This is a genomic window from Bifidobacterium olomucense (genome assembly GCF_012932375.1).
Classification (GTDB): Bacteria; Actinomycetota; Actinomycetes; order Actinomycetales; family Bifidobacteriaceae; genus Bifidobacterium; species Bifidobacterium olomucense.
Genome location: NZ_JAAIIG010000012.1, coordinates 40,343 through 65,394, shown reverse-complemented (window position 1 = coordinate 65,394; position 25,052 = coordinate 40,343). Strand labels below are relative to the sequence as shown.

Annotated in this window: 22 protein-coding genes and 1 tRNA gene; 16 read left to right on the top strand and 7 right to left on the bottom strand. The window is 59.8% G+C overall.

Going from position 1 to position 25,052, the window contains the following annotated elements:
* Positions 1-3: 3 nt before the first annotated feature.
* Genes G1C97_RS10440 through G1C97_RS10430 form a run of 3 tightly spaced genes read left to right on the top strand, consistent with a single transcriptional unit; the run spans position 4 to position 2,715 of the window.
* Positions 4-924 (top strand): F0F1 ATP synthase subunit gamma, encoded by a 921-nt coding sequence (locus G1C97_RS10440; RefSeq protein ID WP_100496471.1) that lies wholly within the window; start codon positions 4-6, stop codon positions 922-924.
* Positions 925-931: 7 nt separating this feature from the next.
* Positions 932-2,419: a F0F1 ATP synthase subunit beta gene (atpD, locus tag G1C97_RS10435; RefSeq protein WP_100496470.1), complete on the top strand. Its 1,488-nt coding sequence runs from the start codon at positions 932-934 to the stop codon at positions 2,417-2,419.
* Positions 2,419-2,715, top strand: a complete 297-nt coding sequence (locus G1C97_RS10430) for a F0F1 ATP synthase subunit epsilon (protein ID WP_100496469.1) — start codon at positions 2,419-2,421, stop codon at positions 2,713-2,715. Before atpD ends, G1C97_RS10430 begins: the two co-directional genes overlap by 1 nt.
* A 629-nt stretch (positions 2,716-3,344) precedes the next feature.
* On the opposite strand, the gene nucS is transcribed toward G1C97_RS10430, so the two are convergent.
* Positions 3,345-4,097 (bottom strand): endonuclease NucS, encoded by a 753-nt coding sequence (gene nucS / locus G1C97_RS10425; protein ID WP_169241694.1) that lies wholly within the window; start codon positions 4,095-4,097, stop codon positions 3,345-3,347.
* A 120-nt stretch (positions 4,098-4,217) separates the two neighbouring features.
* Positions 4,218-5,171: an FKBP-type peptidyl-prolyl cis-trans isomerase gene (locus tag G1C97_RS10420; protein ID WP_169241681.1), complete on the bottom strand. Its 954-nt coding sequence runs from the start codon at positions 5,169-5,171 to the stop codon at positions 4,218-4,220.
* 81 nt (positions 5,172-5,252) lie between these two features.
* Here G1C97_RS10420 and G1C97_RS10415 point away from each other — a divergent pair, with 81 nt between their 5' ends.
* The 3 genes from G1C97_RS10415 (at position 5,253) to G1C97_RS10405 (ending at position 8,538) form a co-directional block, all read left to right on the top strand.
* Positions 5,253-6,443 carry a hypothetical protein gene (locus G1C97_RS10415; protein ID WP_240951115.1) on the top strand — a complete coding sequence of 397 codons (1,191 nt, stop codon included), beginning with the start codon at positions 5,253-5,255 and terminating at the stop codon, positions 6,441-6,443.
* Complete coding sequence (locus G1C97_RS10410) at positions 6,440-7,444, top strand: DUF8094 domain-containing protein (RefSeq protein WP_100496466.1); 1,005 nt, start codon at positions 6,440-6,442, stop codon at positions 7,442-7,444. Before G1C97_RS10415 ends, G1C97_RS10410 begins: the two co-directional genes overlap by 4 nt.
* Before the next feature lie 134 nt (positions 7,445-7,578).
* Positions 7,579-8,538, top strand: coding sequence for a tetratricopeptide repeat protein (locus G1C97_RS10405; RefSeq protein WP_100496465.1), 960 nt, complete (start codon positions 7,579-7,581; stop codon positions 8,536-8,538).
* A 62-nt stretch (positions 8,539-8,600) separates the two neighbouring features.
* Here the strand turns inward: G1C97_RS10405 and G1C97_RS10400 are convergent, their stop codons facing one another.
* On the bottom strand, positions 8,601-9,227 hold the full coding sequence (locus G1C97_RS10400) for a CYTH domain-containing protein (protein ID WP_169241680.1): 627 nt from the start codon (positions 9,225-9,227) through the stop codon (positions 8,601-8,603).
* Positions 9,228-9,455: 228 nt separating this feature from the next.
* Between G1C97_RS10400 and G1C97_RS10395 the strand changes: the two genes are divergently transcribed.
* The 10 genes from G1C97_RS10395 (at position 9,456) to G1C97_RS10350 (ending at position 19,947) form a co-directional block, all read left to right on the top strand.
* A tRNA-Arg gene (locus G1C97_RS10395) sits at positions 9,456-9,531 on the top strand.
* A gap of 301 nt (positions 9,532-9,832) precedes the next feature.
* Positions 9,833-10,222: a Rid family detoxifying hydrolase gene (locus G1C97_RS10390; protein WP_100496463.1), complete on the top strand. Its 390-nt coding sequence runs from the start codon at positions 9,833-9,835 to the stop codon at positions 10,220-10,222.
* A gap of 135 nt (positions 10,223-10,357) precedes the next feature.
* Positions 10,358-11,281 (top strand): lysophospholipid acyltransferase family protein, encoded by a 924-nt coding sequence (locus G1C97_RS10385; RefSeq protein WP_100496462.1) that lies wholly within the window; start codon positions 10,358-10,360, stop codon positions 11,279-11,281.
* A gap of 89 nt (positions 11,282-11,370) precedes the next feature.
* Positions 11,371-12,372, top strand: coding sequence for an NAD(P)H-dependent glycerol-3-phosphate dehydrogenase (locus tag G1C97_RS10380; RefSeq protein ID WP_169241679.1), 1,002 nt, complete (start codon positions 11,371-11,373; stop codon positions 12,370-12,372).
* Between the two features lie 137 nt (positions 12,373-12,509).
* Positions 12,510-13,703 carry a D-alanine--D-alanine ligase family protein gene (locus G1C97_RS10375; protein ID WP_417852231.1) on the top strand — a complete coding sequence of 398 codons (1,194 nt, stop codon included), beginning with the start codon at positions 12,510-12,512 and terminating at the stop codon, positions 13,701-13,703.
* A 553-nt stretch (positions 13,704-14,256) separates the two neighbouring features.
* Positions 14,257-15,423 (top strand): ABC transporter substrate-binding protein, encoded by a 1,167-nt coding sequence (locus G1C97_RS10370; RefSeq protein ID WP_100496459.1) that lies wholly within the window; start codon positions 14,257-14,259, stop codon positions 15,421-15,423.
* A gap of 49 nt (positions 15,424-15,472) precedes the next feature.
* Complete coding sequence (locus G1C97_RS10365) at positions 15,473-16,402, top strand: ABC transporter permease (protein ID WP_100496458.1); 930 nt, start codon at positions 15,473-15,475, stop codon at positions 16,400-16,402.
* On the top strand, positions 16,399-17,286 hold the full coding sequence (locus G1C97_RS10360; protein ID WP_100496457.1) for an ABC transporter permease: 888 nt from the start codon (positions 16,399-16,401) through the stop codon (positions 17,284-17,286). Before G1C97_RS10365 ends, G1C97_RS10360 begins: the two co-directional genes overlap by 4 nt.
* 45 nt (positions 17,287-17,331) lie before the next feature.
* On the top strand, positions 17,332-18,579 hold the full coding sequence (locus G1C97_RS10355) for an ABC transporter ATP-binding protein (RefSeq protein WP_335341362.1): 1,248 nt from the start codon (positions 17,332-17,334) through the stop codon (positions 18,577-18,579).
* Positions 18,580-18,948: 369 nt separating this feature from the next.
* Complete coding sequence (locus G1C97_RS10350; protein ID WP_169241692.1) at positions 18,949-19,947, top strand: CPBP family intramembrane glutamic endopeptidase; 999 nt, start codon at positions 18,949-18,951, stop codon at positions 19,945-19,947.
* Positions 19,948-20,078: 131 nt separating this feature from the next.
* On the opposite strand, the gene G1C97_RS10345 is transcribed toward G1C97_RS10350, so the two are convergent.
* The 4 genes from G1C97_RS10345 to G1C97_RS10330 all read right to left on the bottom strand — a co-directional run bounded on the left by G1C97_RS10345 (position 20,079) and on the right by G1C97_RS10330 (position 24,971).
* Positions 20,079-20,876: a mechanosensitive ion channel family protein gene (locus G1C97_RS10345; protein ID WP_169241677.1), complete on the bottom strand. Its 798-nt coding sequence runs from the start codon at positions 20,874-20,876 to the stop codon at positions 20,079-20,081.
* A 152-nt stretch (positions 20,877-21,028) separates the two neighbouring features.
* A complete protein-coding gene (locus G1C97_RS10340; protein ID WP_240951114.1) occupies positions 21,029-22,531 on the bottom strand; it encodes an aspartate ammonia-lyase in 1,503 nt (500 codons plus the stop codon).
* Positions 22,532-22,695: 164 nt separating this feature from the next.
* Entirely contained in the window at positions 22,696-23,382 is a 687-nt protein-coding gene (locus tag G1C97_RS10335; RefSeq protein WP_169241676.1) for a TetR/AcrR family transcriptional regulator, read from the bottom strand.
* Positions 23,383-23,603: 221 nt separating this feature from the next.
* Complete coding sequence (locus G1C97_RS10330; protein WP_169241675.1) at positions 23,604-24,971, bottom strand: DUF2974 domain-containing protein; 1,368 nt, start codon at positions 24,969-24,971, stop codon at positions 23,604-23,606.
* Positions 24,972-25,052 lie beyond the last annotated feature (81 nt).

Here is a 25,052-nt window from a genome sequence, read left to right as displayed (position 1 = left end):
GCCATGGGCTCGCAACTCGCATTGAAATCACGCATCCGCTCCACTGAGTCGTTGGAGAAGATCTTCAACGCTCAGGAGATGATCGCGTCTTCGCATATCGCCAAGGCCCGCGATGTGGCCCTGAACGCGAAGCCGTACACCGATGCGATTTTCGATGCCGTGCAAGCGTTGGTGGCACACACCCATATCACGCATCCGATCGCGGTGAAGGACGAGAGCAACCCGCGCGTGGCTGTTCTCGCCCTCACCTCGGATCGTGGCATGGCCGGCCCGTACACCTCTTCGATCATCCGTGAAACGGAGTCGCTGCTGGCCCGCCTTGAGGCGGATGGCAAGCAGCCGGAGCTGTTCGTGTACGGGCGTCGCGGTTCGACGTATTACAAATACCGCAACCGCGACGTAGCGGCCACATGGGAAGGCGACACCGACCAGCCCGGCGTGGAAATCGCTGAGACGATCTCCAACACCCTGATGGATGCCTACATGAAGCCGGCGGAGAAGGGTGGAGTTTCCGAGCTCTACATCGTCTACACCGAGTTCATCAACATGGTGGTCCAGAAGGTGCGCGTGCTGCGCATGCTGCCTGTGGAAATCGTGGGGAACGAAGCCAAGGTGCCGGACCCGGAGAACGAGAAGGCCGCGGAGGACATCTCCCCGTTGTACGCTTTCGAGCCGAGTCTGGATGAGGTGCTGGATGCCATTCTGCCGAAGTACATCCAGTCTCGTATCCACGAGTGTCTGCTGACCGCCGCCGCATCCGAGACGGCAAGCCGCCAGAACGCCATGCACACGGCAACGGACAACGCACGCAACCTGATCGATGCGCTTACCCGTAGGCTCAATGCCTCGCGTCAGGCTTCGATTACCCAGGAACTTACCGAGATCATCGGCAGCGCCGACGCGCTGAATACAAAGGAAGAGTAGGAACACTATGGCTGAGAACCAGACCACTGTGGCTTCCGAGACCAACGGCGAGCCGATTCACGGACGTGTTACCCGAGTCCAAGGTTCGGTTATCGACGTTGAGTTCCCGGTGGGCCATCTGCCTGACATCTACAACGCACTGCATGTGACGATCGTCAACACCGGTGCCAAGGAAGAGGGCGAAGCCAAGGCCACCGAAATCACGCTTGAGGTCGAGCAGCACCTCGGCGACTCCACGGTGCGTTGCGTCGCACTGAAGCCGACCGACGGCCTGGTGCGTGGCGCCTCCGTGTACGACACCGGCGCTCCGATCTCCGTGCCGGTCGGTGACGTGACCAAGGGCCACGTCTTCGACGTGTCCGGCAACATCCTGAACAAGAAGCCGGAAGAGCAGATCACCATCACCGAGCGTTGGCCGATTCACCGTAACCCGCCGGCATTCGATCAGCTGGAGTCCAAGACCCAGATGTTCGAGACGGGCATCAAGGTTATCGACTTGCTGACCCCGTACGTGCAGGGCGGCAAGATCGGTCTGTTCGGCGGCGCAGGCGTGGGTAAGACCGTGCTGATTCAGGAAATGATTCAGCGCGTGGCCCAGAACCACGGCGGTGTGTCCGTGTTCGCCGGCGTGGGCGAGCGTACCCGTGAGGGTAACGATCTGATCGGCGAGATGGACGAGGCCGGCGTTCTGGAGAAGACCGCCCTGGTCTTCGGCCAGATGGATGAGCAGCCGGGTACCCGTCTGCGCGTCCCGCTGACCGCACTGACCATGGCCGAGTACTTCCGCGACGTGCAGAACCAGGACGTGCTGCTGTTCATCGACAACATCTTCCGCTTCACGCAGGCCGGTTCCGAGGTGTCCACGCTGCTGGGTCGTATGCCTTCCGCCGTGGGCTACCAGCCGAATCTGGCCGATGAGATGGGTGCTCTGCAGGAGCGCATCACCTCGACGCGAGGCCACTCCATCACCTCGCTGCAGGCCATCTACGTGCCGGCCGATGATTACACCGACCCGGCACCGGCCACGACCTTCGCCCACTTGGATGCAACCACCGAGCTTTCCCGTGACATTGCCTCCAAGGGCATCTACCCGGCAGTGGACCCGCTGAGCTCCACCTCGCGAATCCTCGATCCGCGTTATGTGGGCCAGGCTCACTACGAGTGCGCCAACCGCGTCAAGGCGATTCTGCAGCGTAACAAGGAGCTGCAGGACATCATCGCCCTGATCGGTATCGACGAGCTCGGCGAAGAGGACAAGACCACCGTGAACCGTGCTCGTAAGATCGAGCAGTTCCTCGGCCAGAACTTCTACGTGGCCGAGAAGTTCACCGGTCGCCCGGGTTCCTATGTGCCGGCCGACGAGACCATCGAAGCCTTCACCCGCATCTGCGACGGCGTGTACGACGACGTTCCGGAGCAGGCATTCTCCGGCATCGGCGGCATCGACGATCTCGAAGAGAAGTGGCACAACATGCAGAAGGAACTGGGTGCGTGATGGCTGATTCGGTTAAGACCACGATGAAGGTCAACATCGTCGCCGCCGACCACCCGGTGTGGCACGGCGAGGCGTCGAGCGTGACCATTCCCGCCTCCGAAGGCGGCATGGGCATTCTGCCGGACCATGAGCCCGTGCTCACGGTGATCAAGCAGGGTACGCTCACCGTGGTTGAGCCCGATGGCGATCGCCACATGTTCGAGGTGACCGATGGATTCATCTCCTTCGACTCGAACAAGCTCACCGTGGCGGTCGAACGCGGCCACGACGTGCAGTACTCCGGCGTGGAGGCCTGAGCCTCGCTTGTTGGATAGCGAATAGCATGGGGTTCTCTCTGACCAGTGCAGAGAGAACCCTTTTTTGTATGTGCGGCACTGCAGACGCTCGCAAGCCCGTAGAGCTATAGGAACCTTTGTGGTCTTGTGGAAGCAGGCGTGTCGGGATGTTTTTAATACGATGTAGGGTTAATGAGCCATCTTGGATCGCCGTCGCCGGTATCGTCTTCGGCTTGTGGCGTCCTTGTAGGCCTTCGCTCGGTGCTCGGGCCTGATCGTCATGGCCGGAAACGCACAGATTCCGACGGCGATCGCGACGGTACTTGACAACATTCGTGCCACGAAATCGTAAAAACGGGGATTCTGCGGTTTCGTACCGCGCATCCTTGCCACAAAACGACGAATTACATATTTCTGTGGCAAACACTTTGGCTTTATGTGGTGAGCGCTTGGTTGGGGTCGTGGTACGTGATTGCATAATCGCAATCTATGCAATCACGTACCACGACGGGCCATGTGGTAGGGGTAGTCACATACTCCGCGGCTAGGTGTTATGGGGCGATCACGCATCGTGGCAGCCACCTACTGCGAGCAGCCCCACGTACCCCGCGCAGCCACGAATCGCTACAGAATCAATCGCGCCATTCACCTCAGAACAGTCGCAGCGAGTCGTCCTCGGTGCCCTTCATCTCGTCATAATCGAGAATCAGGCAGGTGAAGCCACGATCCTTGGCAAGCACCTGGGCTTGGGGCGTGATGGTCTGTGCGGCAAAGATGCCGTGCACCGGTGCCAGCAGGGGATCGCGATTGAGCAGTTCGCAGTAGCGCGTGAGCTGCTCCACGCCGTCGATGCCGCCATGTCGCTTGATCTCCACCGCCACATGCTCGCCATCGGCGTTGATGGCCATGATGTCCACCGGGCCGATGGCTGTGGGGTATTCGCGTCGCACCAATTTCGCGCCTTTGCCGATACGCTCGATCTGTTCGGCGAGATACTGCTGCAGATGGTCCTCCACGCCGTCCTTGATCAGCCCCGGATCCTCGCCGAGGTCATAGGTCTGGTCGGAGTAGACGTGCCGCAACGTAACTTCCAGCACGTCCGTTCCTTTATCTGACGAAACCCGCAGCACCTTCTCCGCGCTTCCCGCACCCGATTCGCGCGAAAAGTCTGTTTTGGAGGGTTCAGATCCGCCTTTTCCATCCGATTCGCGCGAAAAGGGCGGGTCGAGCTCCTTGATGGTGCAGGGGGCGGTCATCCAGTTGAGCGGCTTGTAGGAGCCCAGTTCGGAGAAAATCAGCAGACTGGAGTCGGCCTTGATCAGCAGTACACGTTTGGCCAGCGGAAGTGTGGCGTTGAGTCGGCCGGAATATTCGGCCGAGCAGTCGGCAACGATAATGCGCATAGGCACCCACTGTAACGTACTCCATAACAATCCATAGCGATTCGTAAAAATAAGAAGGCTCTCCTGCAAAGGAGAGCCGAGGATATCTGTGCTGCGTATGAGCTGCGTATCGGCGAGAGATCAGTACGCGGCGAGAATATCGATGACGAACACCAGCGTGGAGTTGCCGGGAATCGAGCCTTGACCGGAAGATCCGTAGGCCTGATCCGGAGGAATCACCAGCAGCACCTGAGAGCCGACGGTCTGGCCGATCAGACCTTTCTGCCAGCCGGCGGTCACCGTATGCTGGCCGCCCGAATAAAGGTCAGCGTCGATCGTGGTGTTCTTGGTCCAAGAGGAATCGAACTGGGTGCCGTCGGTGAGCCAACCAGAGTACTTGACCACTGCCGTGTTGGTATCGGTCAGTTTCTTGCCGGAACCCTTGATCAGCGTCTGGGAGATCAACGAATCCACTGAACCCTGCCCGTTCATATCAATGGAGGGCTTGCCGTCCTTCGCACGCGTGACCTTCGGCAGATTGGCGGGAATGTCCTTGACTTCCTCGCCGGTGGCCTTCTCAAGATCCTTGGACTTGGAAACCAGAGTCATCGCCAGAATGTACGAATACCCGGAGGAATTCTGGTCGTTTACACCGAAAGCGATGGTGGTGTTGAGCTTGGCACCCTTGATCTGACCGTAATAGGTGGAGTTCAGCGTGGAGGAGCTCACCTTGAGCGAGCAGTCGGGCGTGTTCTTGGTCCACGTGTCCATGAGCTCGGTGCCGTCCTTGACGTTCAGCGCGATGCCCTGCGCGCACACGCGATCGCCGTCTTCGATCACGTCGCCGTCGCCCTTCTGCAACACCACATATGAGCCGTCCGAGACGGTCATCGGAGCATTGAAGGAGATGGTAGGCTTTTCACCGAGCTTTCCTGTGGCGGTGACGCCGGCGATCTGGTTCTTGCTGGAAGACGCATCGGACGACTTGGACGAATCCGATGAGCTGGATGAATCGGAGGAGCAGCCGGCCACTGCTGCGCACATGATCAGCGAGCAGGCGAGGGCTACGATTTTGGTGACAACAGACTTGCGCATGACACACCAGACTACCGACTAACCCTGATTTTCCGCCCTCTCAAGGTAATCAACAAGTGAAGATTGTAGAATGGTGGAGTTATGAGTGCTGAAGAACAGACTACAAGACCGGATAAGGGTGCCGAGCGCCCATCCCGTCATGCCGTAATCATGCGTGGAGTGGTGACGCCTATCTTTGGTCTGCTTGCTGTGGCAGCCATCGCGTTGGGGTATTTGAACGCTACGATATGGAAGCCCTCCAGCGAGATCACCGTATCCGCCGCCATTACCGGGACTCGTTATGTGGTGACTGATCCCGGAGTGTTGACTTTATTGGACCGTAGTACGACCATCACCGTGGAATCCGCTGGTTCCACATCGCAAGCCGAAGCATGCGTGGCGCTGGGGGCGTCCAAGGATGTGACCGGCTGGGTGTCGTCCGAAGCCTACACCCGTATTACCGGTATGTCGTCCTGGTCCGACCTGACCACCAAAAAGGGCAATAGCGCATCCCAGAGTTCTCAAAATGCCGCTGGCGACGGGAACGCCGTGGCCTTTAAAGACTCCGACATGTGGTCGTCGGTGAAATGCGGTGCCAAATCGGTGTCCTTAAACAGCAAGGACACGGCCGATTCCACCGTGGCCATCGTGGACTTGGGAGAAAACAACACCAAGGGCACGGTCAAGCTGCACTGGGTGCGCTCCGAAGTGCCGGATTTTGCGATGCCGTTCTACCTGTCCGGCGGATTGCTGGCCATTCTGGCCGCACTGTCCGCATCGGTGTTCGCCATGCCGCCGCATAAGCGTCGCAAGCGGATTGTGGAAGGTGTGGCCACCATGCCTCAGGAAGAGGAGACGGCGAGCGTGTCGTGGGCCACGGCGTCTGGTGGCGCAAGCGCCGCGTCGGGTCGACGCGGCCGCCGCCGTCATGCGTCGCATCGTCGGTCAAGCCGTCCGGCTGTGAGCGACGATCGTTCGCTCGGCGCCAATGAGCAGTCCGTCGAAACGTCGTCGCCGGTAATCATCGACCCTGCTTCACGTAATCTGGTGGCCGATCAGCAGTCCTCCGGACAGTCCGACGACTGGTCTTCGGCGCAGGACAGCGAATCTACGTCCGTGATTACGCCGGACGAACTGCAGGCGTACTTCTCGCGTCTGGCACAGGAGAGCACGACTCAGGGGAGCGCTTCGCAAGGGAACACGGCGGAGGCCTCCACCGGCACGTTCGCCTTCCCGAGTCTGCGTAACGAACCCGAACCCCACGAAAACAAGGAAACGGAGGAGAACCGATGACCAAGCGCTGGAGCAGACTGTGCGTGGCCGCGCTCGCCGCCGTCGCCTTGGTAGCACCGCTGACGGCATGCGAGGGCCAGATTCCGACGCCGAGCGTTTCGACTTCCGCCAAAGCCGCCCCGGACCTGACCGAGGCACAGGAGAAGAAAATTCGTTTGCGTATTCTTCAGGCCATCGATGAGGCTGATCAGGCGAAGAATCCGGATGCGTATGCGGCCGTGATGGGCGGCCCGCAGCTGGAAATTCGCACCAGCCAAGGCATCATCAACCAACGCGGCGGCGGCATGTCCAAGTACGCCACCATCCCCAAGGATATTGCCCAGACCGTGATCCCTACGGAAGACGGCTGGCCGCGTACGATATTCGACATCACCACCACCACGGAAGATCAGCAGGCCAAGCGACTGTTGGTGCTGAGCCAGGATTCGGCACAGCAGAACTATAAGTTGGTGGCCATGGCCCGACTGTTCGACGGCGCACAGCTGCCGAAGTTCGAAGTGCCTACCATCGGATCGAAGATGGGTACCGCCAAGGACGATAATCTGGTGGCCACTCCGGCCGATGCCTTGGCGCAATATGCCGACGTGCTGCAGAACGGCGACAAAAGCCAGTACGCGGCGAACTTCGCGGACGATGTGATGCGTCAGGAGCTGGCTACGTTGACCCAGAAGGTCGAAGAAGGCGTAAAAGGCAACAACGGCACGCAACAGCAGACCTTCACCGCGGTGCCCGATCAGATGTGGGTGATGCGCGCTGCGGACGGCGGCGATCTGGTCGTGGGCCGTATTAATGGTGAATGGACTCGTAACGCTGGTGACGGCCGTGAATCGCAGCCCGCGTCCAACGATGAGAAGGTGCTGTACAACAGCGATAAGTACACCAGCACTATGAAGGTCACCTATGTGAACGTGGTGGCGTTGTACATTCCGCTCAAGGATTCCGGCAAGCAGATCACGGCAGTGGGATCCGATCGTCAGCCGGTCAAGGTCGAGGCGTTGTAAAGCGAACGGCATGCTGACGCCGTGAGCATAGCCTGGGCATAGAAAGCCATAATCCTTCGGTGCTGGAACTACAATCGGTTCCGGCACCGTTGTGATATTTGGAGTCATAACGAATACAAACGTGGAGGCAAAAAATGGCAGATCAGCAGTTCCATCCCGGAGTCTCGCTCGCGGGGGCGGTCGATTTGGAGGCGCTGAAGCATCAGGTCAAGGCCGAGCCCGGACAGGCCGGTGGCGCGCCGGCGGCCGGCGGCTATGTGATCGACACTACGGAGAACACGTTCCAGGCCATGGTGACCACCTCTGCCACGTTCCCGATTCTGCTGCTGCTGTGGGTGCCGACCGATGATCGTCTGTTCCCGATGGCTCGTGCCTTGGGTGACGCGGTGAACAAGCTGAACGGTCAGATCCAGCTCTCCCGTATCGATATCGCATCCAATCCCTCGATTGCTCAGGCGTTGCAGGTTACCGGTGCGCCCGCACTGTTCGCCCTGATCGGCGGCCGTCCGATGCCGTTGCTGCAGGGACTGCCGGGAGATGATGAACTGAAGCAGTTGTGCGACGAAGTCATTCCCAAGATCATTGCCGCCGCCGCTCAGGCCGGTGTGAACGGCACTGCTCCGTACTCTGGCGATCCTGATTCGGATGCGGCGCAGAGCGCGGGCGCTGCCGAACAGCAGGTGCCGCCGGAACATGCTGAAGCCCATCGACTGGCGGAAGAAGGCGATTATGCCGGGGCCGCGGCCGAATACGAGCGTGTGCTGGAATCCGATCCGAACGATGCGCTTGCCGCCCGCGAACGTGCCAAGGCTTTGCTGCTGGCCCGTTCCGGTCAGGCCAATGTACGTGAGGTGCGTGCCGCGGCTGCCGCCGCTCCCGACGATGTGGACGCCCAGCTGGCCGTCGCTGACATCGACATGATCGGCGGACAGATTCAGGACGCATTCGACAGGTTGCTGGACTTCCTGGCTGCCGGGCACAAGGCGGATCTTGAGACGGTGCGCAAGCGTCTGCTGGAGTACTTCGCCATTCCCGAGCCCACCGATGAGCGTCTGAAGCGCGCACGTCGTCGCTTGGCCACGTTGATGTACTGAGATGTATTGATCGGGGTGCTGAATCCGGTGCGTTCGAGCACGGCCGCTGGGGCGCACCGGATTCAGGCCATGCGATTCTTGCCGAAATACTGCTGGAAATGCGGTCCCTGCTGGGCGAGTTCGCGTTCGAAGTCGTCGGCCCATTCGCTGAACGGACGCCCGGCCAACCCGTCGTTGTTGAATCGGGGCTGATCGGTGATTTCGGTGATGCAGAATTTGGGAATCGTCAGGTTGGTCACCGGTGTGGCGCGCTCGGCTTCGGCTACGATCAATGGCGCGTTTGCCCCGCCGAACACATCGACGCTCCAGCCGTCTTCCGCAATCCACACGGAATAGCGATTCTTGATGATGATCGCGCCGCCGCGGCAAACCAATTCGACGGCTATACGGGTATCGACCTCGCGTTCTACCTCATATCGTGTGCCGCCCACGGACGGGCCTTTGACGGTGATGTACGCTTCGGAGAAACGCTCGCGGTATTGATTGAGTATGGCGAGCGGATCGAGATCGGACGTCATGTCAATGTGGATATCGTGTGAGAGCAGTCGGATGCGTAAAGCGTAGTTGTCGGTATGCACGTAATAGCTTTGAATGATAAGAGTCGGCACGTCGCCGTCGTCGTACTCCGCCGGCAGCTCGCGGCAGAAGAAGCGGCGTTCGTATTCGAAGTCATCTGTAGGTTCCGACATAACCCCATTGTAGAGTCTGCGATACGGTTATCGGCGATTTTCCGAGGGTATGTGCAGCCGTTTGCCGGGTTTTGGCCTGTGGTTTGCCGGCATTCGATCCTATCGCTGTGCAATCAGTTTGGAATCGCTTGTGGTTATCGTCAGATCGCTGAGATGACGATGGCCGCCCACGTCGTTGCCGCATTGCTGCCACCGTACGAAATATGGTGTACAGTAGAGAAGTTGTCTGGGTCCGTAGCTCAGTGGATAGAGCGTCTGTCTCCGGAACAGAAGGTCGAGGGTTCGATCCCCTTTGGGCCCACCAGAACGCAGGCTTCACACACCGGCAAAGCGCAAAGCACGGTATGTGAAGCCTGTGCTCATACTCAGACGCAGTGTCGGCGACGTTGCCGGCCGCATACTAAGGATTCGGCAGTTTGCCCGGCACCTCGAATGGCCGCATGGCGGGCATCGGCGGACGATGACGTGGCGGACATCGCTAGACTGCAACGTAATCGGCTTGAAGCCGGGCGGTGATGCCTCAGGCGTATGTGGGGCGTTCCCAGATCAATCAGGCCATGTAGCTCGTATCGATGGGCCCATGGGCATAGAGAGAGGAGCATCTGATGAGCGAAAAGATGGAAGCGGTGGCCACCTCCGAGGCTCCGGCCGCGTTGGGCGCATACAGCCAGGCGGTCAAGGCCAACGGTTTCGTGTTCGTGTCCGGCCAGCTGGGCATCGACCCGGCCACGGGCGAGCTGGCGGGCGACACGGCCGGAGAACAGGCCGCTCAGGCGCTGAAGAACATCAAGCACATCCTCGACACGGCCGGCACCGGCATCGAACATGTGGTGCGTGCCACCATCTATCTGAAGAACGTGGAGGACTTCAAGGAGGTGGACGCCCGCTATGCCGAGGTGTTCATCGGTTCCGTGAAGCCGGCTCGCGTGGCCTTCGGCAACAACATGATCCCCAAGGGTGCCTTGGTGGAGATCGACGCCATCGCGGTGCTCTGAGGACCGACTGACGTACTTTCATGTGCTTTTCGCGCGATTCGTACGCAAAATGGCCGTTGCAGCCGTGCTATGCGCACGATTCGCGCGAAAACGTATAAAGAGGGGCTGGGTACGTGCCGTGCCACAATGATGGGCATGGCATCCAAAGGAAAACCCTCGCCGCGTTCGGCGGTAAGCCCGTTATCCGACGAACAGGTCGCACGTCTGGCCGCTCGTCACACGCTTGTGGACCCTACGAATTATTATCCGACCGGTCCGCGTACGCCCAATCAGGCGGAAATCGATGCGCAGAATCCCAAGGCCACCAAACGTCTGCTGGCCGGCGTGTCCGTAGTGTTCCGCGCCAGCTGCAAAACTCGCGCTTGGGGATTGGAGCGTGTGCCGGAAACCGGTCCGTTCATCACGGCCGCCAGCCATGTGACCATGTTCGATGTGTTCGTGCCGATGATGAGCCTGTTCCACTTGGGCCGCCGCCCGCGTTATATGGCCAAAGCCGAAATGGCGAAATGGCCGGTGATCGGCAAATGGTTCCAACTGGTGGGCATGCAGCCCGTCCAGCGTCATTCTGGCAAGGCCAAGCAGATCGAGGAAACCTCGATCGATATTCTCACCTCCGGCCGTCCACTGACGGTATGGCCGGAAGGCACGGTGACTCGTGATCCGCAAAAATGGGTGATGAGCATCAAGGAAGGCGTAGGTTATATCGCCCTTGAGTCCTCGCGCAGGTTGGGCAAGCAGGTGCCGCTGTTTCCGGCGGTGACGTGGGGCGCTGCCTCCATCAATCACTGGTGGCCTTGGCCGCGCAAGAACGTGGTGATGTGCTACGACGAGCGTATCGATTACGCCGACCTGCTCAACGATGTGGATTCATGGGGCGATGAGCCGCCGGTCGAAGCCGTCAACGAACTGACCTGGCGTGTGCTCAAGCGCATGAATATGGTGATGGAGGAGGTGCGCGGCGAACGTTTCCCCGCCGAAGGGTATTGGGATTATCGCACGATGAGCCGCAAACCTTGGCCGAAGACCGGTGGACCTTTCCCCTCCGGGGAATTGGAGTAGCATTGCACGAGATGTGCAACTGAATGCGGCGATAGCCGAGTGAGGGTAGAAGAACAGCACCCCATGCGACGAACGAAGGAGTAATTGGTATGGGAAGAAAAGTAACGGTTCTAGGTGCAGGAGCATGGGGTACCGCCTTCGGCCAGGTGCTGGCCGACGCCGGCAACGAAGTGACCATGTGGGCCATCGAGCCCGACATCGTGGAAGGCATTCGCGACCATCACCGCAACGCGGTCCGTCTGCCTATCGTCGAACAGCTGCCGAGCAACATGACCGCCACCGGCGACCGTGCCGAAGCGGTCAAGGACGCCGAGATCATCGTGGTGGCCATCGCCGCCCAGTTCGCACGCGTGGCTCTGACCGAATTCAAGGGTCTTATTCCGAGCAACGCCATCGTTGTCAGCCTGATGAAGGGCATCGAGCGCAACACCAACAAACGTATGGATGAAGTCGTGCGCGAGACTTTGGACCTGCCGGCAGAACGGTTCGCCGCGGTCTCCGGTCCGAACCTGTCCAAGGAGATCGCCGAACGTCACCCGGCGGCCACCGTGGTGGGCTGCGCAGACATCGACAATGCGCGGATCGTGGCTGAGACGTGTACCAATTCCTATTTCAAGGCATTCGTCACCACCGACGTAATCGGTCTGGAAATGTGCGGCAGCCTGAAGAACGTGACCGCGCTCGCCGTCGGCATGGCCCGCGGTGCCGGCTACGGCGAGAACACCGCCGCCATGATCGAAACCCGCGGTCTTGCCGAATTGACCGCTCTGGGTGCCGCCGCCGGTGCCGATCCGAAGACCTTCTCGGGTCTGGCCGGTGTGGGCGATCTCATCGCCACGTGTGGTTCGCCGCTGTCGCGCAACTACACGTTCGGCTCGAATCTGGGCAAGGGCATGAGCGTTGAGGAAGCCACCAAGGTAAGCAACGGCGTGGCCGAAGGCGTGCCGACCACGGATGCTGTCGTGGCGCTTGGCAAGGAGCTTGGTGTGCCGACTCCGTTGGCTTATCAGATGAGCCGTGTGCTCAATGAAGGCATCTCTTGCGCCGATATGCTCGCTGGACTGTTCGGCAGCGAAATCACCGCCGAATGAAGCGAGTGATTCGAGTAATTTAAGGACCGGGGCGCGAGTACACTCAGGACACGGATGGGCGGCGGCGCAACGTCGCCAAAAGACAAGAATTCTGAGCGATAGTCGAAAACAGTAGTCGACACAGTCGAAAGATAAGGATGGTTATGGCCAAGAAGCGTGTTGTGGTGCTCTACGGTGGACGAGCGGATGAGCATTCGATTTCCTGCATCTCCACCGCCGGCGTGCTCAACGCCATGGATACCGAGCGTTTCGAACCGATTCCTGTCGGCATCACCAAAGACGGCAAGTGGATTGTAAACGGCGAGGATCCACGAGGCTGGAAGTTGGATGGCGGCGAGTTGCCCACCGTGCAGGTCACACCTGAATCCCGCCCGGTGCTGCTGGACGTTTCCCGTGGTCAGGACGGCTTCTTCATGGGAGAACCCGCTCACCTGACTTCCGGCGAATCCGGCTTTGGCACCAGCTTCGTGAGTCTGAACGACCCCGAAATGCAGCATGTGCTCACGTCGATGGGACATGTGGACGCGGTGTTGCCGGTGTTGCATGGTCCGTACGGCGAGGATGGCACGGTGCAGGGGCTGCTGGAGATGATGGGTGTGCCGTACGTGGGCTGTGGCGTGTTCGCATCCGCTGCCTGCATGGACAAGCACTACACGAAGATCGTGCTCAGCGCCGCAGGAATCCCCACCGCACCCGGCATTATGGTGGATGCGCGTAACTTCACCGCTGCCGATGTGCTCGCCAAGGTCGAGGAAGCGGGCCTTGCCTACCCGCTGTTCGTCAAGCCGTCGCGCGCCGGTTCCAGCTTTGGCGTCACCAAGGTCGATAAGGCCGACGATCGTGAGACTCAGCAGGATCGTCTGGCCGCTGCCGTGGCCACGGCCGGTGAGCATGATTGGAAGGTGCTGATCGAGCAGGGCGTCGACGGTCGTGAAATCGAATGCGCCGTGCTGTGCCCGAAGGCCGGCGAGGAGCCGGAGGCCAGTTGGCCGGGCGAGATCGTGCTCGACCAAGGTACGGATGATCAGTTCTACGATTTCGATTCGAAATACATGGATGCTTCCGCCAGCCACGTGGAGGTGCCGGCCAACCTGCCGGTCAGCGTGCTGGAGGACGTCCGTGACGTGGCCCGTCGCGCCTTCAAGGCGGTGGACGGTGCCGGCCTAAGCCGTGTGGACACGTTCGTGACGCCGGACGGCACCGTGGTGGTCAATGAGATCAACACGATGCCGGGCTTCACGCCGATTTCCATGTATCCCAAGGCTTGGGAGGCCACCGGAGTCGGATACACCGAGCTCATCACCCGCCTGATCGAAGGTGTGCTGCGCTGAGCGTAACGGTAATTTCAATGAGCCGCTGAATTTCGATTCAGCGGCTCATTTGTTGTTGCGTTTCTACTGCATCGTTCCGAATCTCGGCAACCTTTTCTCGGAACCCCTATTTCTCCTATCTCGCGAAAATGTACCACTGATACCGATTCAGTGGTACATATTCGCGAATTTAGGGATTACCTCGCGAAAATGTACCGATAACCGTGACTCAGTGGTACATATTCGCGAATTTGGTGCGATTTACGGCTGTGGTTGCAGCAGCTGCACCGGCCACGGCAGTTGCGTCAACTGTGGCATTGACATATCGACGGTAATCGTCACTAATTCACTCTCAGTTTTCCTTTGTTCAACAGCTGTACCGCAAACGGCGAGCAGAGTTCACTTGAGCGCCAGTGTCGGGACAGATAACCCGCATACGTTCGTGTCTTGGAATTATGGGCCGCGCGAATTCGCCTCGCAGTATGCGCGAACGGGAATAAGTCAGCGTCCCGACTCCTAGGATTCGGCTGCTTTGCAGCCGTGTCCGGATGTATGTTGAACAAAGGAATGATGAATGAACAACCTGCGTAAGATCGCGGCCGCCTCCGTTGCCGCCGTACTCGCGTTCTCCATGGCCGCCTGCGGTTCGTCCAACGCCTCTTCCGATGGCAACTCCGGTTCCACCGGCAAGGCCGTCAAAGTGAACGAAAAGTCCGCCAAGGCCACCTCTCTGGCTGATTTCGGCACCCTGGACGACCTCGTCAAGGCCGCCGAAGAGGAAGGTGCCCTGAACGTTATCGCCCTGCCTCACGACTGGTCCAACTACGGTGAGGTGATCGACGGCTTCAAGAAGAAGTACCCGAAGATCAAGATCACCGAGCTCAACCCGAACGCCTCCTCCAAGGAGGAGCTGGACGCCGCCAAGACCAACAAGGGCACCGATGCTGCACCGGATGTGTTCGATCTTGGCCAGCAGATCGCCGCCACCTCCACGGACGATTTCGCTCCGTACAAGGTGCAGGCTTGGGACAAGATCCCGGATGAGAACAAGGACGCCAACGGCGCCTACTACGCCGACTACACCGGCATCATGTCCATCGGCTGGAACAAGGACAAGTACGGCGATATCACCAAGCTTGAGGACCTGCTCGACCCGAAGTTCGCCGGCACCGTGGCCCTCAACGGCAAGCCCGCCGAAGCCGGCGCTGCCTTCAACGGCTACCTGATGGTCAACCAGCTGGCCGGTGGCGACATCAACAACGTGCAGCCCGGCCTTGATTTCTTCAAGAAGCTCAAGGACGCCGGCAACCTGACCACCGTGGATGTGACCAACGGCACCATCGACTCCGGCCAGACCGGCGTGGTGATGGACTGGACCTACAACCAGGCCTCCTACAAGAAGGAACTCAAGTCCAAGGGCGTGAACTGGGAGTACAAGACCTTCCCGAAGGCCCAGGTCGTGAGCTACTACAACCAGGCCATCAACAAGGACGCCCCGCACCCGGCCGCCGCTCGCCTCTGGGAGGAGTACCTGTACACCGCCGATGCCCAGAACCTGTGGTTCAAGGGTGGTGCCAACCCGGTGCTGCTTGATTCGATGAAGCAGGACGGCACCGTTGATCAGGCCACCCTGAAGGATGCCATCACCATCGAAGGCAAGCCGGTGAGCTACACCAACGATGACGCTACGCGCATCACCGAGTGGCTTCAGAACAACTGGGACAAGACGATCGGCAACTGAGTCGGTTTCGAGCTTGACTCAATCGATCAACCGATTCAAGGCATCAATCATGACCGCCGCAATCGCACAGAACGGACCCGCCGCCAAGGCCGCGGGTCCGTCCGCTTCCTCGCTCTCCGACACACTGGCCAAGCATCGTCAGGAGCTCGGCACCTTCGCCGTGACCCTGCCGTTCTTCGCCTACACCGCATGTTTCCTGCTCGCACCCACCGTGATCGTCGTGGTCGGTGCGTTCCAGACCCGTGACGGCGCTTTTACGCTCGCCAACTTCTCCAAGCTGTTCGAGGCGAACACCGTCTCCGCGTTCGTCACTTCGATTCTGGTGTCCGTCGCATCCTCGGTGATCGGCGCCGTGGTGGGTGGCCTCGCCTCCTATGCGCTGGTGATCGGTGCAAAGCCCAATGGCCTCATGCGCCGCATGGTCTCCGCCATTTCCTCAGTGCTCGCCCAGTTCGGCGGCGTGATGCTCGCCTTCGCGTTCATCGCCACCATCGGCATCAACGGCATCGGCACCATGTTCATCAAGCAGGTGACCGGACTGACTGTGAACCCGAACTGGCTGAGCTCTCTGCCGGGCTTGGTGACCGTGTACTGCTACTTCCAGATTCCGCTGATGATCATCATCTTCCTGCCCGCGGTCGATTCCATCCGTCCGCAGTGGCGTGAGGCCTGCGAATCGCTCGGCGGCAACACCGTACAGTACTGGACCCGTGTGGCGCTGCCGATTCTGGCGCCGCGATTCATCTCCGCGTTCCTGCTGCTGTTCGCCTCCGCGTTCTCCGCATACGCCACCGCGGCGGCCCTGTTCTCCCAGCGTTCGATTCTGGTGCCGCTGATGATTCAGGGTGCGATGCGCAACGAAATGGACCCGAACCAGCAGGGCTTCGCTCAGGTGCTTGCATTCGCAATGATCGTCGTCGTGGCTGTGGTGATGCTGCTGAGCCACGCTGTGGAAAAGAGGGCCGGACGTTGGCAGTGACCGAAACTTCTACGACTGCCGCAACTGGTGCAGCTACCGAAGCATCCGCAACCAAGCCGCCGCAGTTGCGTGCCGCCCGCGTACGTAAGCAGAGCATCATCAAATTCGTGATTCTGCTTGTCACGTTGGGCTTCCTGTTCATCCCGCTGTTTTCGATGCTGATCTTTACCTTGCGCCACCCGCTGTCCGGACGTTGGTCGCTGGCCCCATGGGTCGCGATCTTCACCGGCAACGGCGAGTCGTTGGGCGCGGACCTGACCGTGCTGTGGCAAGGCCTTGGCACCTCGCTGGCCCTGTGTGTGGTGACCGTGGTGATCATGCTGCTGCTGATGGTGCCCACGATGGTGATTGTGCACATTCGCTCCAAAGCGCTGGAACGCGCGATTGAATGGGTGGCGACGCTTCCGCTGACCATTCCGGCCATCGTGCTGGTGGTGGGCCTGGGCCCGATCTACCGGTGGCTTTCCGCCGATGTGCTGAGCACCAACCCGATCTGGCTGTGCTTCGCCTACGTGGTGCTGGTGATGCCGTTCGCCTTCCGCGCCATTGCCGTGGGACTCAACTCCATTGACGTCAAGACCTTGGTGGAGGCCTCCCGTTCGCTCGGCGCCTCGTGGGTCAAGGTGTTCTTCCGGGTGATCATCCCGAACCTGTGGCAGTCGATTCTGTCGGCATCCTTCATCTCCATCGCCGTGGTGTTGGGCGAATACACCGTGGCATCCCTGCTGGGCCGTATGAACCTGCAGGTGGCGTTGTATCAGCTCGGCCAATCCAATTCGCAGATTTCCACGGCCATGTCGCTGCTGGCGCTGCTGTTCGGCGTGGTGTTGCTCGTCGCTCTCGACCTGATCTCGGATGCGATGCGCAAGTCCAAGGAAAACTAAGCGAACTGCAGAATCATTCGGAAATACGGAAAGAACAAAGACATTATGACTGTTGAATTCAATACCGCTCAAGGTGCGGCAAGCACCACGGCTCCCGTGCAGACGGAAGCCGAATTCAAGAACGATCCCACCGCCACGCTCGAAGGCGTGCGCGGCAAGGACGTCACCAAAGCCGCCAAACGGTTGCTGAAGGAAAGCGCGGAACGCGGCGGCGGCTCCATCCAGATGCAGGATGTCGTCAAAATCTACCCCGGCTCCACCAAGCGGGCCCTTGACGACTTCAACCTCGACATCAAGCCCGGTGAGATGGTGGTGTTGCTCGGCGGCTCCGGCTGCGGCAAGTCCACGGCGTTGCGCTCGCTGGCCGGCTTGGAGGATATTCAAGGTGGCCGCATCATGGTGGGCGGTCAGGACGTCACCGGCGTGCCGGTGAACAAGCGCGAGATGGCGATGGTGTTCCAAGCCTACTCGCTGTTCCCGCATATGACCGCCCTTGAAAATGTGGCGTTCGGTCTTGAAGTGCGTGGCATGGGACGTGAAGAGCGCCGCAAGGTGGCCATGGAGCAGCTCGAACTGGTGGGCTTGGCTGATCAGGCCAAGAAATACACGCAGCAGATGTCCGGCGGACAGCAGCAGCGTGTGGCCTTGGCGCGAGCCTTGGCCATCAAGCCGCGCGTGCTGCTACTCGATGAGCCGTTGTCCGCCCTCGATGCCAAGGTCCGTGTGCAGCTGCGCGACGAGATTCGCCGCATCCAGCTGAACACCGGCACCACCACCGTGTTCGTGACTCACGATCAGGAGGAGGCACTTGCGGTGGCTGACCGCATCGGTGTGATGAACAAGGGCAAAATCGAGCAGATCGCCGCACCGCAGGACCTGTACCAGCGTCCTGCCACCGAATACGTGGCCACGTTCATCGGCCTGACCAATCGTTTGCCCGGTGCCTCCAATGGCGATGAGGCAGTGGTGTTCGGCCAGCGTCTGCCGGTGCTGCCCGGCTCGGCCAAGGGCGATGCCGTGACCGTGCTCGTGCGTCCGGAGAACCTGACGCTGTCGTTGCCCTCCCGCAATGATTCCAACGTGGGAGAGCGGGCTCGCGTGGAAGTCATCCACTTCCTTGGCTCTCTGGTGCGTGTGGATACGGTGGTTACCTCCGGTGAATATCTGCGGTGGAACAAGGGCAACCAGCTGAAAGTCACTGTGCAGCTGCCCGCCAGCGAATTGCCGGCCGGTCTGGCCATCGGAGACAACGTGGTTGTTGCGCCGCGTCCGGTAGCCGCGCTCGCCTGCTGATCGGCTGCTGGGCCATCGGACTGGTTGGTGCTGGCCGATGTCGATTCGGATGGGCGGTGCTCAACATATGTGTACCGTGTCAACTCATGTGTACTGATTGCCGGCCGCTCGGGCAGAGTGCCGTACTCTGAAATTGGGAGAAACCCCGTGTTCGCTTCCAGCGCTGAGCGTTCAGTGTCGAGTGTCCGACATTGAACATTGCACGCGGCGTTGAACGCGAACACGGGACGCATACGCCCGATCAGTCCGTATATGAAGGGAATTCACATGAGCGAGCCGACCCTGCCCCCTGTCCCTACACCGTCGCAACCTTCTCAAGCCCCTGTGCCCGGAGCTCCGGTGCCGCCTGCACCTTCGTCGCCATCGCCGATGTCATCGGTGTCTTCCAGTCAAACGTTCTTCACTATCGCCCGTCGCCGCTTTTCATTGATCGGCATGGCGCTTATCGCAGTGGTTGTGCTGTGGGTGGGGCTCAACATCGCCCTGTCGCACGCGATCGCCCCGCTGTTCGATGATCACATACCCACGTGGGTGTTGCTGTTGGTCTCTTCCGGACCGCTCTACCTAGTGGCCATGCCGCTAAGCCTGCTGCTGCTCAAGCGCGTTCCCGCCATCGAAACCATTGAGTATCCGATGCGATTGGGTGAATTCCTCCAGATGTTCATCATGTGCATACCGGTGATGTATCTGGGCAGCATTATCGGCAACGTGCTCTCGCTTGGCGTGACGAACGGTCAGGCGACGAACCGTATCGGCGACTTGGTGTCCGGAGACGATATCTGGATCAACACGATATTCATCGCCATTCTGGCACCGATTTGCGAGGAATGGCTGTTCCGCAAGCAGATCATCTCCCGACTGCGCCGATACGGCGAGAAGACGGCGATTGTGCTTTCCGCAATCGCATTCGGTCTGTTCCACATCAACCTGTTCCAGTTCTTCTACGCGTTTGGTCTGGGTCTGATCTTCGGATACATCTACACGCGCACGTCGCGTCTTCGCTACACCATCGTGCTGCACATGCTGATCAATCTCAATGGCTCACTGATCGCTCCGCTGGTGATCAAGCAGATCGACCCGCGTATCCTCAACGGCACCATGAGCGAGGAAGAGATCATGCGCATGGCCGCCTCACCGGATGCCGGCATGGGAGGAATGGCCATTCTCGGCCTGTACGGCATGGTGTTGATCGGTCTGATGATCGCCGGCATCGTACTGTTGATTGTCAAGCGCAAAAGCTGGGAATTCTATCCGGCGCCCGATCAGCTGCCGGTCGGCAGTGTGGTGCGCGCCGCCTACGGCAATGTTGGTGTGATCATCTATCTGCTGATCACCGTGGGATTGACCGTCTGGACGCTGCTGCAGTAGACGTTGCTGCAATAGGTGACTGGGCGAAAGCGTTTGGCTGCGGACAAGGCGGTTCGCAGCCAAACGCTTATGAATCGACCAACGCGAACACCAACGCAAGCGCCAATAACAACGTCAGGCGGTTTGACGGATCACACGTTGTCCGCCGAACCACCATCTTCCACCAGATACCGTTGGCCTGTCTCGGCAATGGCGCGTGTGGCAAGGTCTCGCACGGTGGAAAGCAGGATGCCTGGCGCGGCGAACACCAGAACCTGACCGGTGACGCCGTATGGCGAGAAGCCGACGAACTTGACGATCGGCCCGCGCCCCTCCTGCGCCACACCGGCCGTGGCCTGAGCCACGCAGGCCACCAGATCCCGACTCACCTCGTTCAGGTCGCTGGAAGCCTTGGCCGTGAACTCCACCGTGACCATGCCTTCGTTGATGGGAGTCAGTTTCGTTAACGAAGCCGTATTGAGAATCGAATTGGGGATGACCATACGGTCGCCGGCGCGAGTCTCAATCATCGAATGACGCCACGTGATATCGACCACGGTGCCGCTGACGCCCTGAATGGACACCAAGTCGCCCGGTTGAATCACACGGCCGAGCATCAGGCCGAAGCCGCCGATCACGTTGGCGATGGTGTCTTTCAGGCCCAGCGAAAGGGCGACGCCGCCGACGCCAAGAGCGGTGACCAGCGTGGTGGGATTGATGCCGAACACCGGTTGCAGCACCATGGCCGCCGCCAGCACCCAGATCACCGTGCGCGTCAGATTGATGAAAATCGACGCGCTGGGAATCTGCGAACGATCCAATACCTTACGTAAGACACGACTGACTACCCGGTCTGCCACGAACGCCACCGCCGTCACCAGCAACAGCCAAATCAATTTGCCGGCGTTCGTGTGGAACCAAGTCGTCACCAAGCTCGAAAAATCAGTCATACGCATCACCGTAACAGTCGTTTTTGGAGGAAGCGTGGATGCGTGGCTACGTGACTTTTCGGACGGCGGGGCAGAGGGGGTCTGCAGAACGTAATTCGGCTGGTTCAGCAAGGCCCCAAGCCAGCCGACTCACTGTAGGGACCGGCGAATGATCAGACGAGATGCTCGCGGCAGGTCTGCCCGAGGCCGCGCGACAGCCGAATCGGATCGAGAATCTCGTCGAGCTGCTCGGCCGGCAGATCTGTGCGCTCGCCGGCCACTTCGCGTACGGTTCGGCCGGTACGTACGGCTTCGGCGGCGATGTCCGCGGCCTTTTCGTAGCCGATGTAATGATTGAGCGCTGCCGAGATCGAGGGGGAGGACTGCGCATAGACGCGTCCCTGTTCGGTATTGATTTCGATGCCTTCCACACAGTTGACGCGGAAGGTGGTCATTGCGCGCGTCAGCAGCGACATGCCGGTCAGCAGTTCATGCACCATCACCGGGTCGAAGGCGTTGAGCTGCAGTTGGCCTTCGGCCACCGCCCAGTTCACGGTGACATCCATGCCGAAAATCATGAAGCAGCACTGATTGACGCATTCCGGGATAACCGGGTTCACCTTGGCCGGCATAATGGACGAACCTGCCTGACGGGCCGGTACATTGAGATCGTTAAAGCCGCATCTCGGGCCGGAATTGAGCAGCCTGAGGTCGTCGGCGGCCTTCTTGAGATGCACGGCGAGGTTCTTGATCGCCGCTGACGTTGCCACATACGCACCCATATCAGTCATGGCGGCCACAGGGTCGGGGGCTGCGGTAACGGGCAGTCCGGTGATGCGCGCCAGATGGTCGATGGCGGATTTGCGGAACCTGAGATCCGCGCAGATGCCGGTGCCGATGGCCGTGGCGCCAAGGTTCAGTTGCGCGAGCTGAGGCACCACGCGGTCGAAGGCCACGAGATCGGATTTGAGCAACGTGGCGAAGGCATGAAACTCCTGACCGTACGTTATCGGCACCGCATCTTGAAGTTGCGTACGGCCGATGGTCACATCATTGATGTGCTTATCCGCCAGATCATGGAAGGCGCGAGCCAGCTTCTTGGTGGCTTCGGCCAGTGGCCCCAGCGCATCGATCAACGCCAGTTTGCATGCCGCCGGATAGGTGTCGTTGGTGGACTGTGATTCGTTGACGTCGTCATTGGGATGAATGACGGTGTATTCGCCGCGAGCATGGCCGAGAATCTCCAACGCACGGTTGGCGATCACTTCGTTCATGTTCATATTGGCCGAGGTGCCCGCGCCGCCTTGCATGACGTCCACAGGGAACTGATCGGCGAATTTGCCGGATTCGATCTCCAGACAGGCTTGGCGAATCGCTTCGGCCTTAACCGGTTCCAGCAGTCCGAGCTCTTCGTTGGCGCTGGCACAGGCGCGCTTGACCGTGGCATATGCGCGAATCAGTTCAGGGTGCTGGCCGTCCGAGATGCCGGAAACCGGGAAATTCGCGATGGCGCGCTGGGTGTGGATGCCCCAATACACATTCGCAGGGACTTCCAATTGCCCGATGCAATCATGTTCCAAGCGGGTCGGGACTGTTGCGGCCGGGCCAGCGGGATTGGCTTGCTTTTGGTCGGCGGATCCCGGATACGTTGATGCAGTGTTCGTCATTTCGCTCATGGTTCCATCATTCCGTTGAAGATGCTGAAACGCCAGTGCCTCGCGTGATTGCGCCCTGTGAGAACAGTCACTGAGCGTGATTGATTCGGTAGGGCGAGGGAGATGAGGGCTTAGGTTTAGGCTTGGGCTTAGGCCTAGGTTTAGGTGTGGGTTTAGGCGTGGGTTTAGGCGTGGAACGATGGTGATTGGGTGTGCTTGGGGAATTGCCCGTCAAGCTCAGGCCATTGATGCTGGGCGAAAATACGGTTCCAGTAGGAAAGCATGTCTTCGCGGCTCATGGCCAGATAGATGCCCATGGCCAGCACGGCCACATCCTCCTTCAGCAGATCGTCGAGCTCGATGGTGCCGCTGAGTTCGGGCCAGCGTTGGAGCACGGCCAACAGTCCGCCCACGGTGAATTCCACCATGAGATCGGTTTGCAGACTGACGTGCTGGGGGTCGAGTTCCAGCGTACTGAGCATTTGCAGACGGGCGAAGTCGCGTAAGGATTCGGTCAGGTCCAATGTGCTGTGGGGGCCGGCGAGCAGGGCCAGACGGTCAAGACGCTGACGTTGCTCCGGATCGGACAATATGGCGCTGACGCGCTCGCGCCACTGCTCTTCGGGATTGCCGTTTGGATCGGGCGCGTGCTGAATCGGTGTGGCTTCCACCTGGTGCAGGATGGAGGCATCGGCGAGTTCCTGCAGGTCGGAATAGTGGTAGTAGAACGAGTTACGATTCACGCCGGCCTCGCGCACCACGTCGGTGACGGTGATCTTACGGTAATCCCGGTCGGCCAGTAATTCCCAGAACGCGTTTTCCATGCGTTCGCGTGCGGGCAGGACTTCGGAATCACGGCGTGGACGTGGCATGTGGTCTCCCTCTCTTTGCTGTGGGCAGTGCGACGCCTGTCTGTACTGCCATCGTCGTGCGCCTGTGCCGGTGCGACGACATGGTTATGGACATGATGTCTGGGCATATTGGCTTGGCGCATTGTCTAGACATCATGTCCAGACGTACTGTCTAGTTATGTTGCCCACTCATAATATTGCGCACCTTGTCCAATTGCAACGATTGACAGTGAAGCGGGCCCTTATATGGTGTCGATTCCGGAAGGACCTGCTGGTTCGCTGCTCTCTTCGTCGGCATGCGTGGAGTCGCTCGTGGCTGCTTCTGACGGGCGGGCGTCATCCGGGGCCGGGGCCGTCTCGGTGCGTTTGTTCTTCGTAGCGGAGGCCTTGATCAGCAATGCCAAGGCCTCGGTCAAATGCCGTCTGTCTTCCGGCGTAAGCCCTACATATGCCCCCAGCATTGGGGGTATCGACAGCGGAAAATTGCGCATCACGTCGCTGAAACTGTTGGCTCCTCCGGCGTGCAGCACGCGGAACAGCGCGTCTACGGCTCGTTCGCGTTGCTCGGGCGTCAGTGCTGCAATCCAATGATTGAGCTGCTCGTTGAACAGCTGCGAACCGGAACTCACCGTCGGCTCGGTGACGAATCGGTCACCCTCCACCTGCCAGGTATACGCGGAATGTTGCATGATGCCGTCTGAATCGGAGGCGACCACGCGGCACGGCTCGGGCGTCTCGAATACCATGCCCACAATCGACGAGCTCGGCACGATTTTCGTCACCTTCGGCTGAATGGCGAGATAAGACGGGCTGGCCACGATTTCCGGCGGGAAGCCGGGGCCGTCTAGCGAATAAATATGCCGAATGCGTCGTTGCACAGTGTCTGAAGCGTTCATGGCCGCGTAAATCGCCAAATTGCCGCCTTTGGAGTGGCCGAGCAGTATCAATGGCCCTTCCCACAGTCTTGCCACCGTATCCACATAGGCGCTGGCGGCCCGTTGCGCCGGTACCGGGTATTGGAAGGCCATATTGAAGTCTTCCTTCCAGCCGATGAGTGAATCATCGGTGCCACGGAAGGAAATCACCAACGTGCCCTTATGTGTGGGGTCGCGACGGCTGCGTCCATCCGGCAGTTGGAACGTAGCCGCTGCGAACTGGGTTTGCTCTCCGCGGTTGATATGCTCGGCGACCGCCCCCAAGCGGACCTGCGCGAATCGTGGATTGCCCGCCGCGGCTTGGAACAGCTGATGCGTCAGCTGTGGGTCAAGTACCGAAACCACTTGCGGATCATGCGGCTTGTCGTCGGCTTCCGTGCTGAGCGAGCGATGCAGCTCGGTGTTGGCCTCCTCAAGGCTGACCGATTCCAGAACCGGGTGCCAGAGCCTTTTGAGCCAGATCAGCGGATGCTTTGGCTCGAAAGCGCGCAGACGTGCGGCGAACGATCCTCCCGCAGCGGTGTCGGGCTGGGATTCATCCAGCATCAGCGCGGGGCATATATTGGCCACATCCTCGTAGATCAGTGTGCCGAAAACCAATGCGTCCACTTCGTTGAAGGCGAGGTCGGAGAAGGAGCGCGTTTCCGTACGCGAATAGTCGATGATGTTGGTCATCTATCCTCCTTTATCCTCCTTGGTGCGCCGATCCATCAGGGTGATGCCGGAAACTTTGTACGACAAGATTGTACGTTTTTG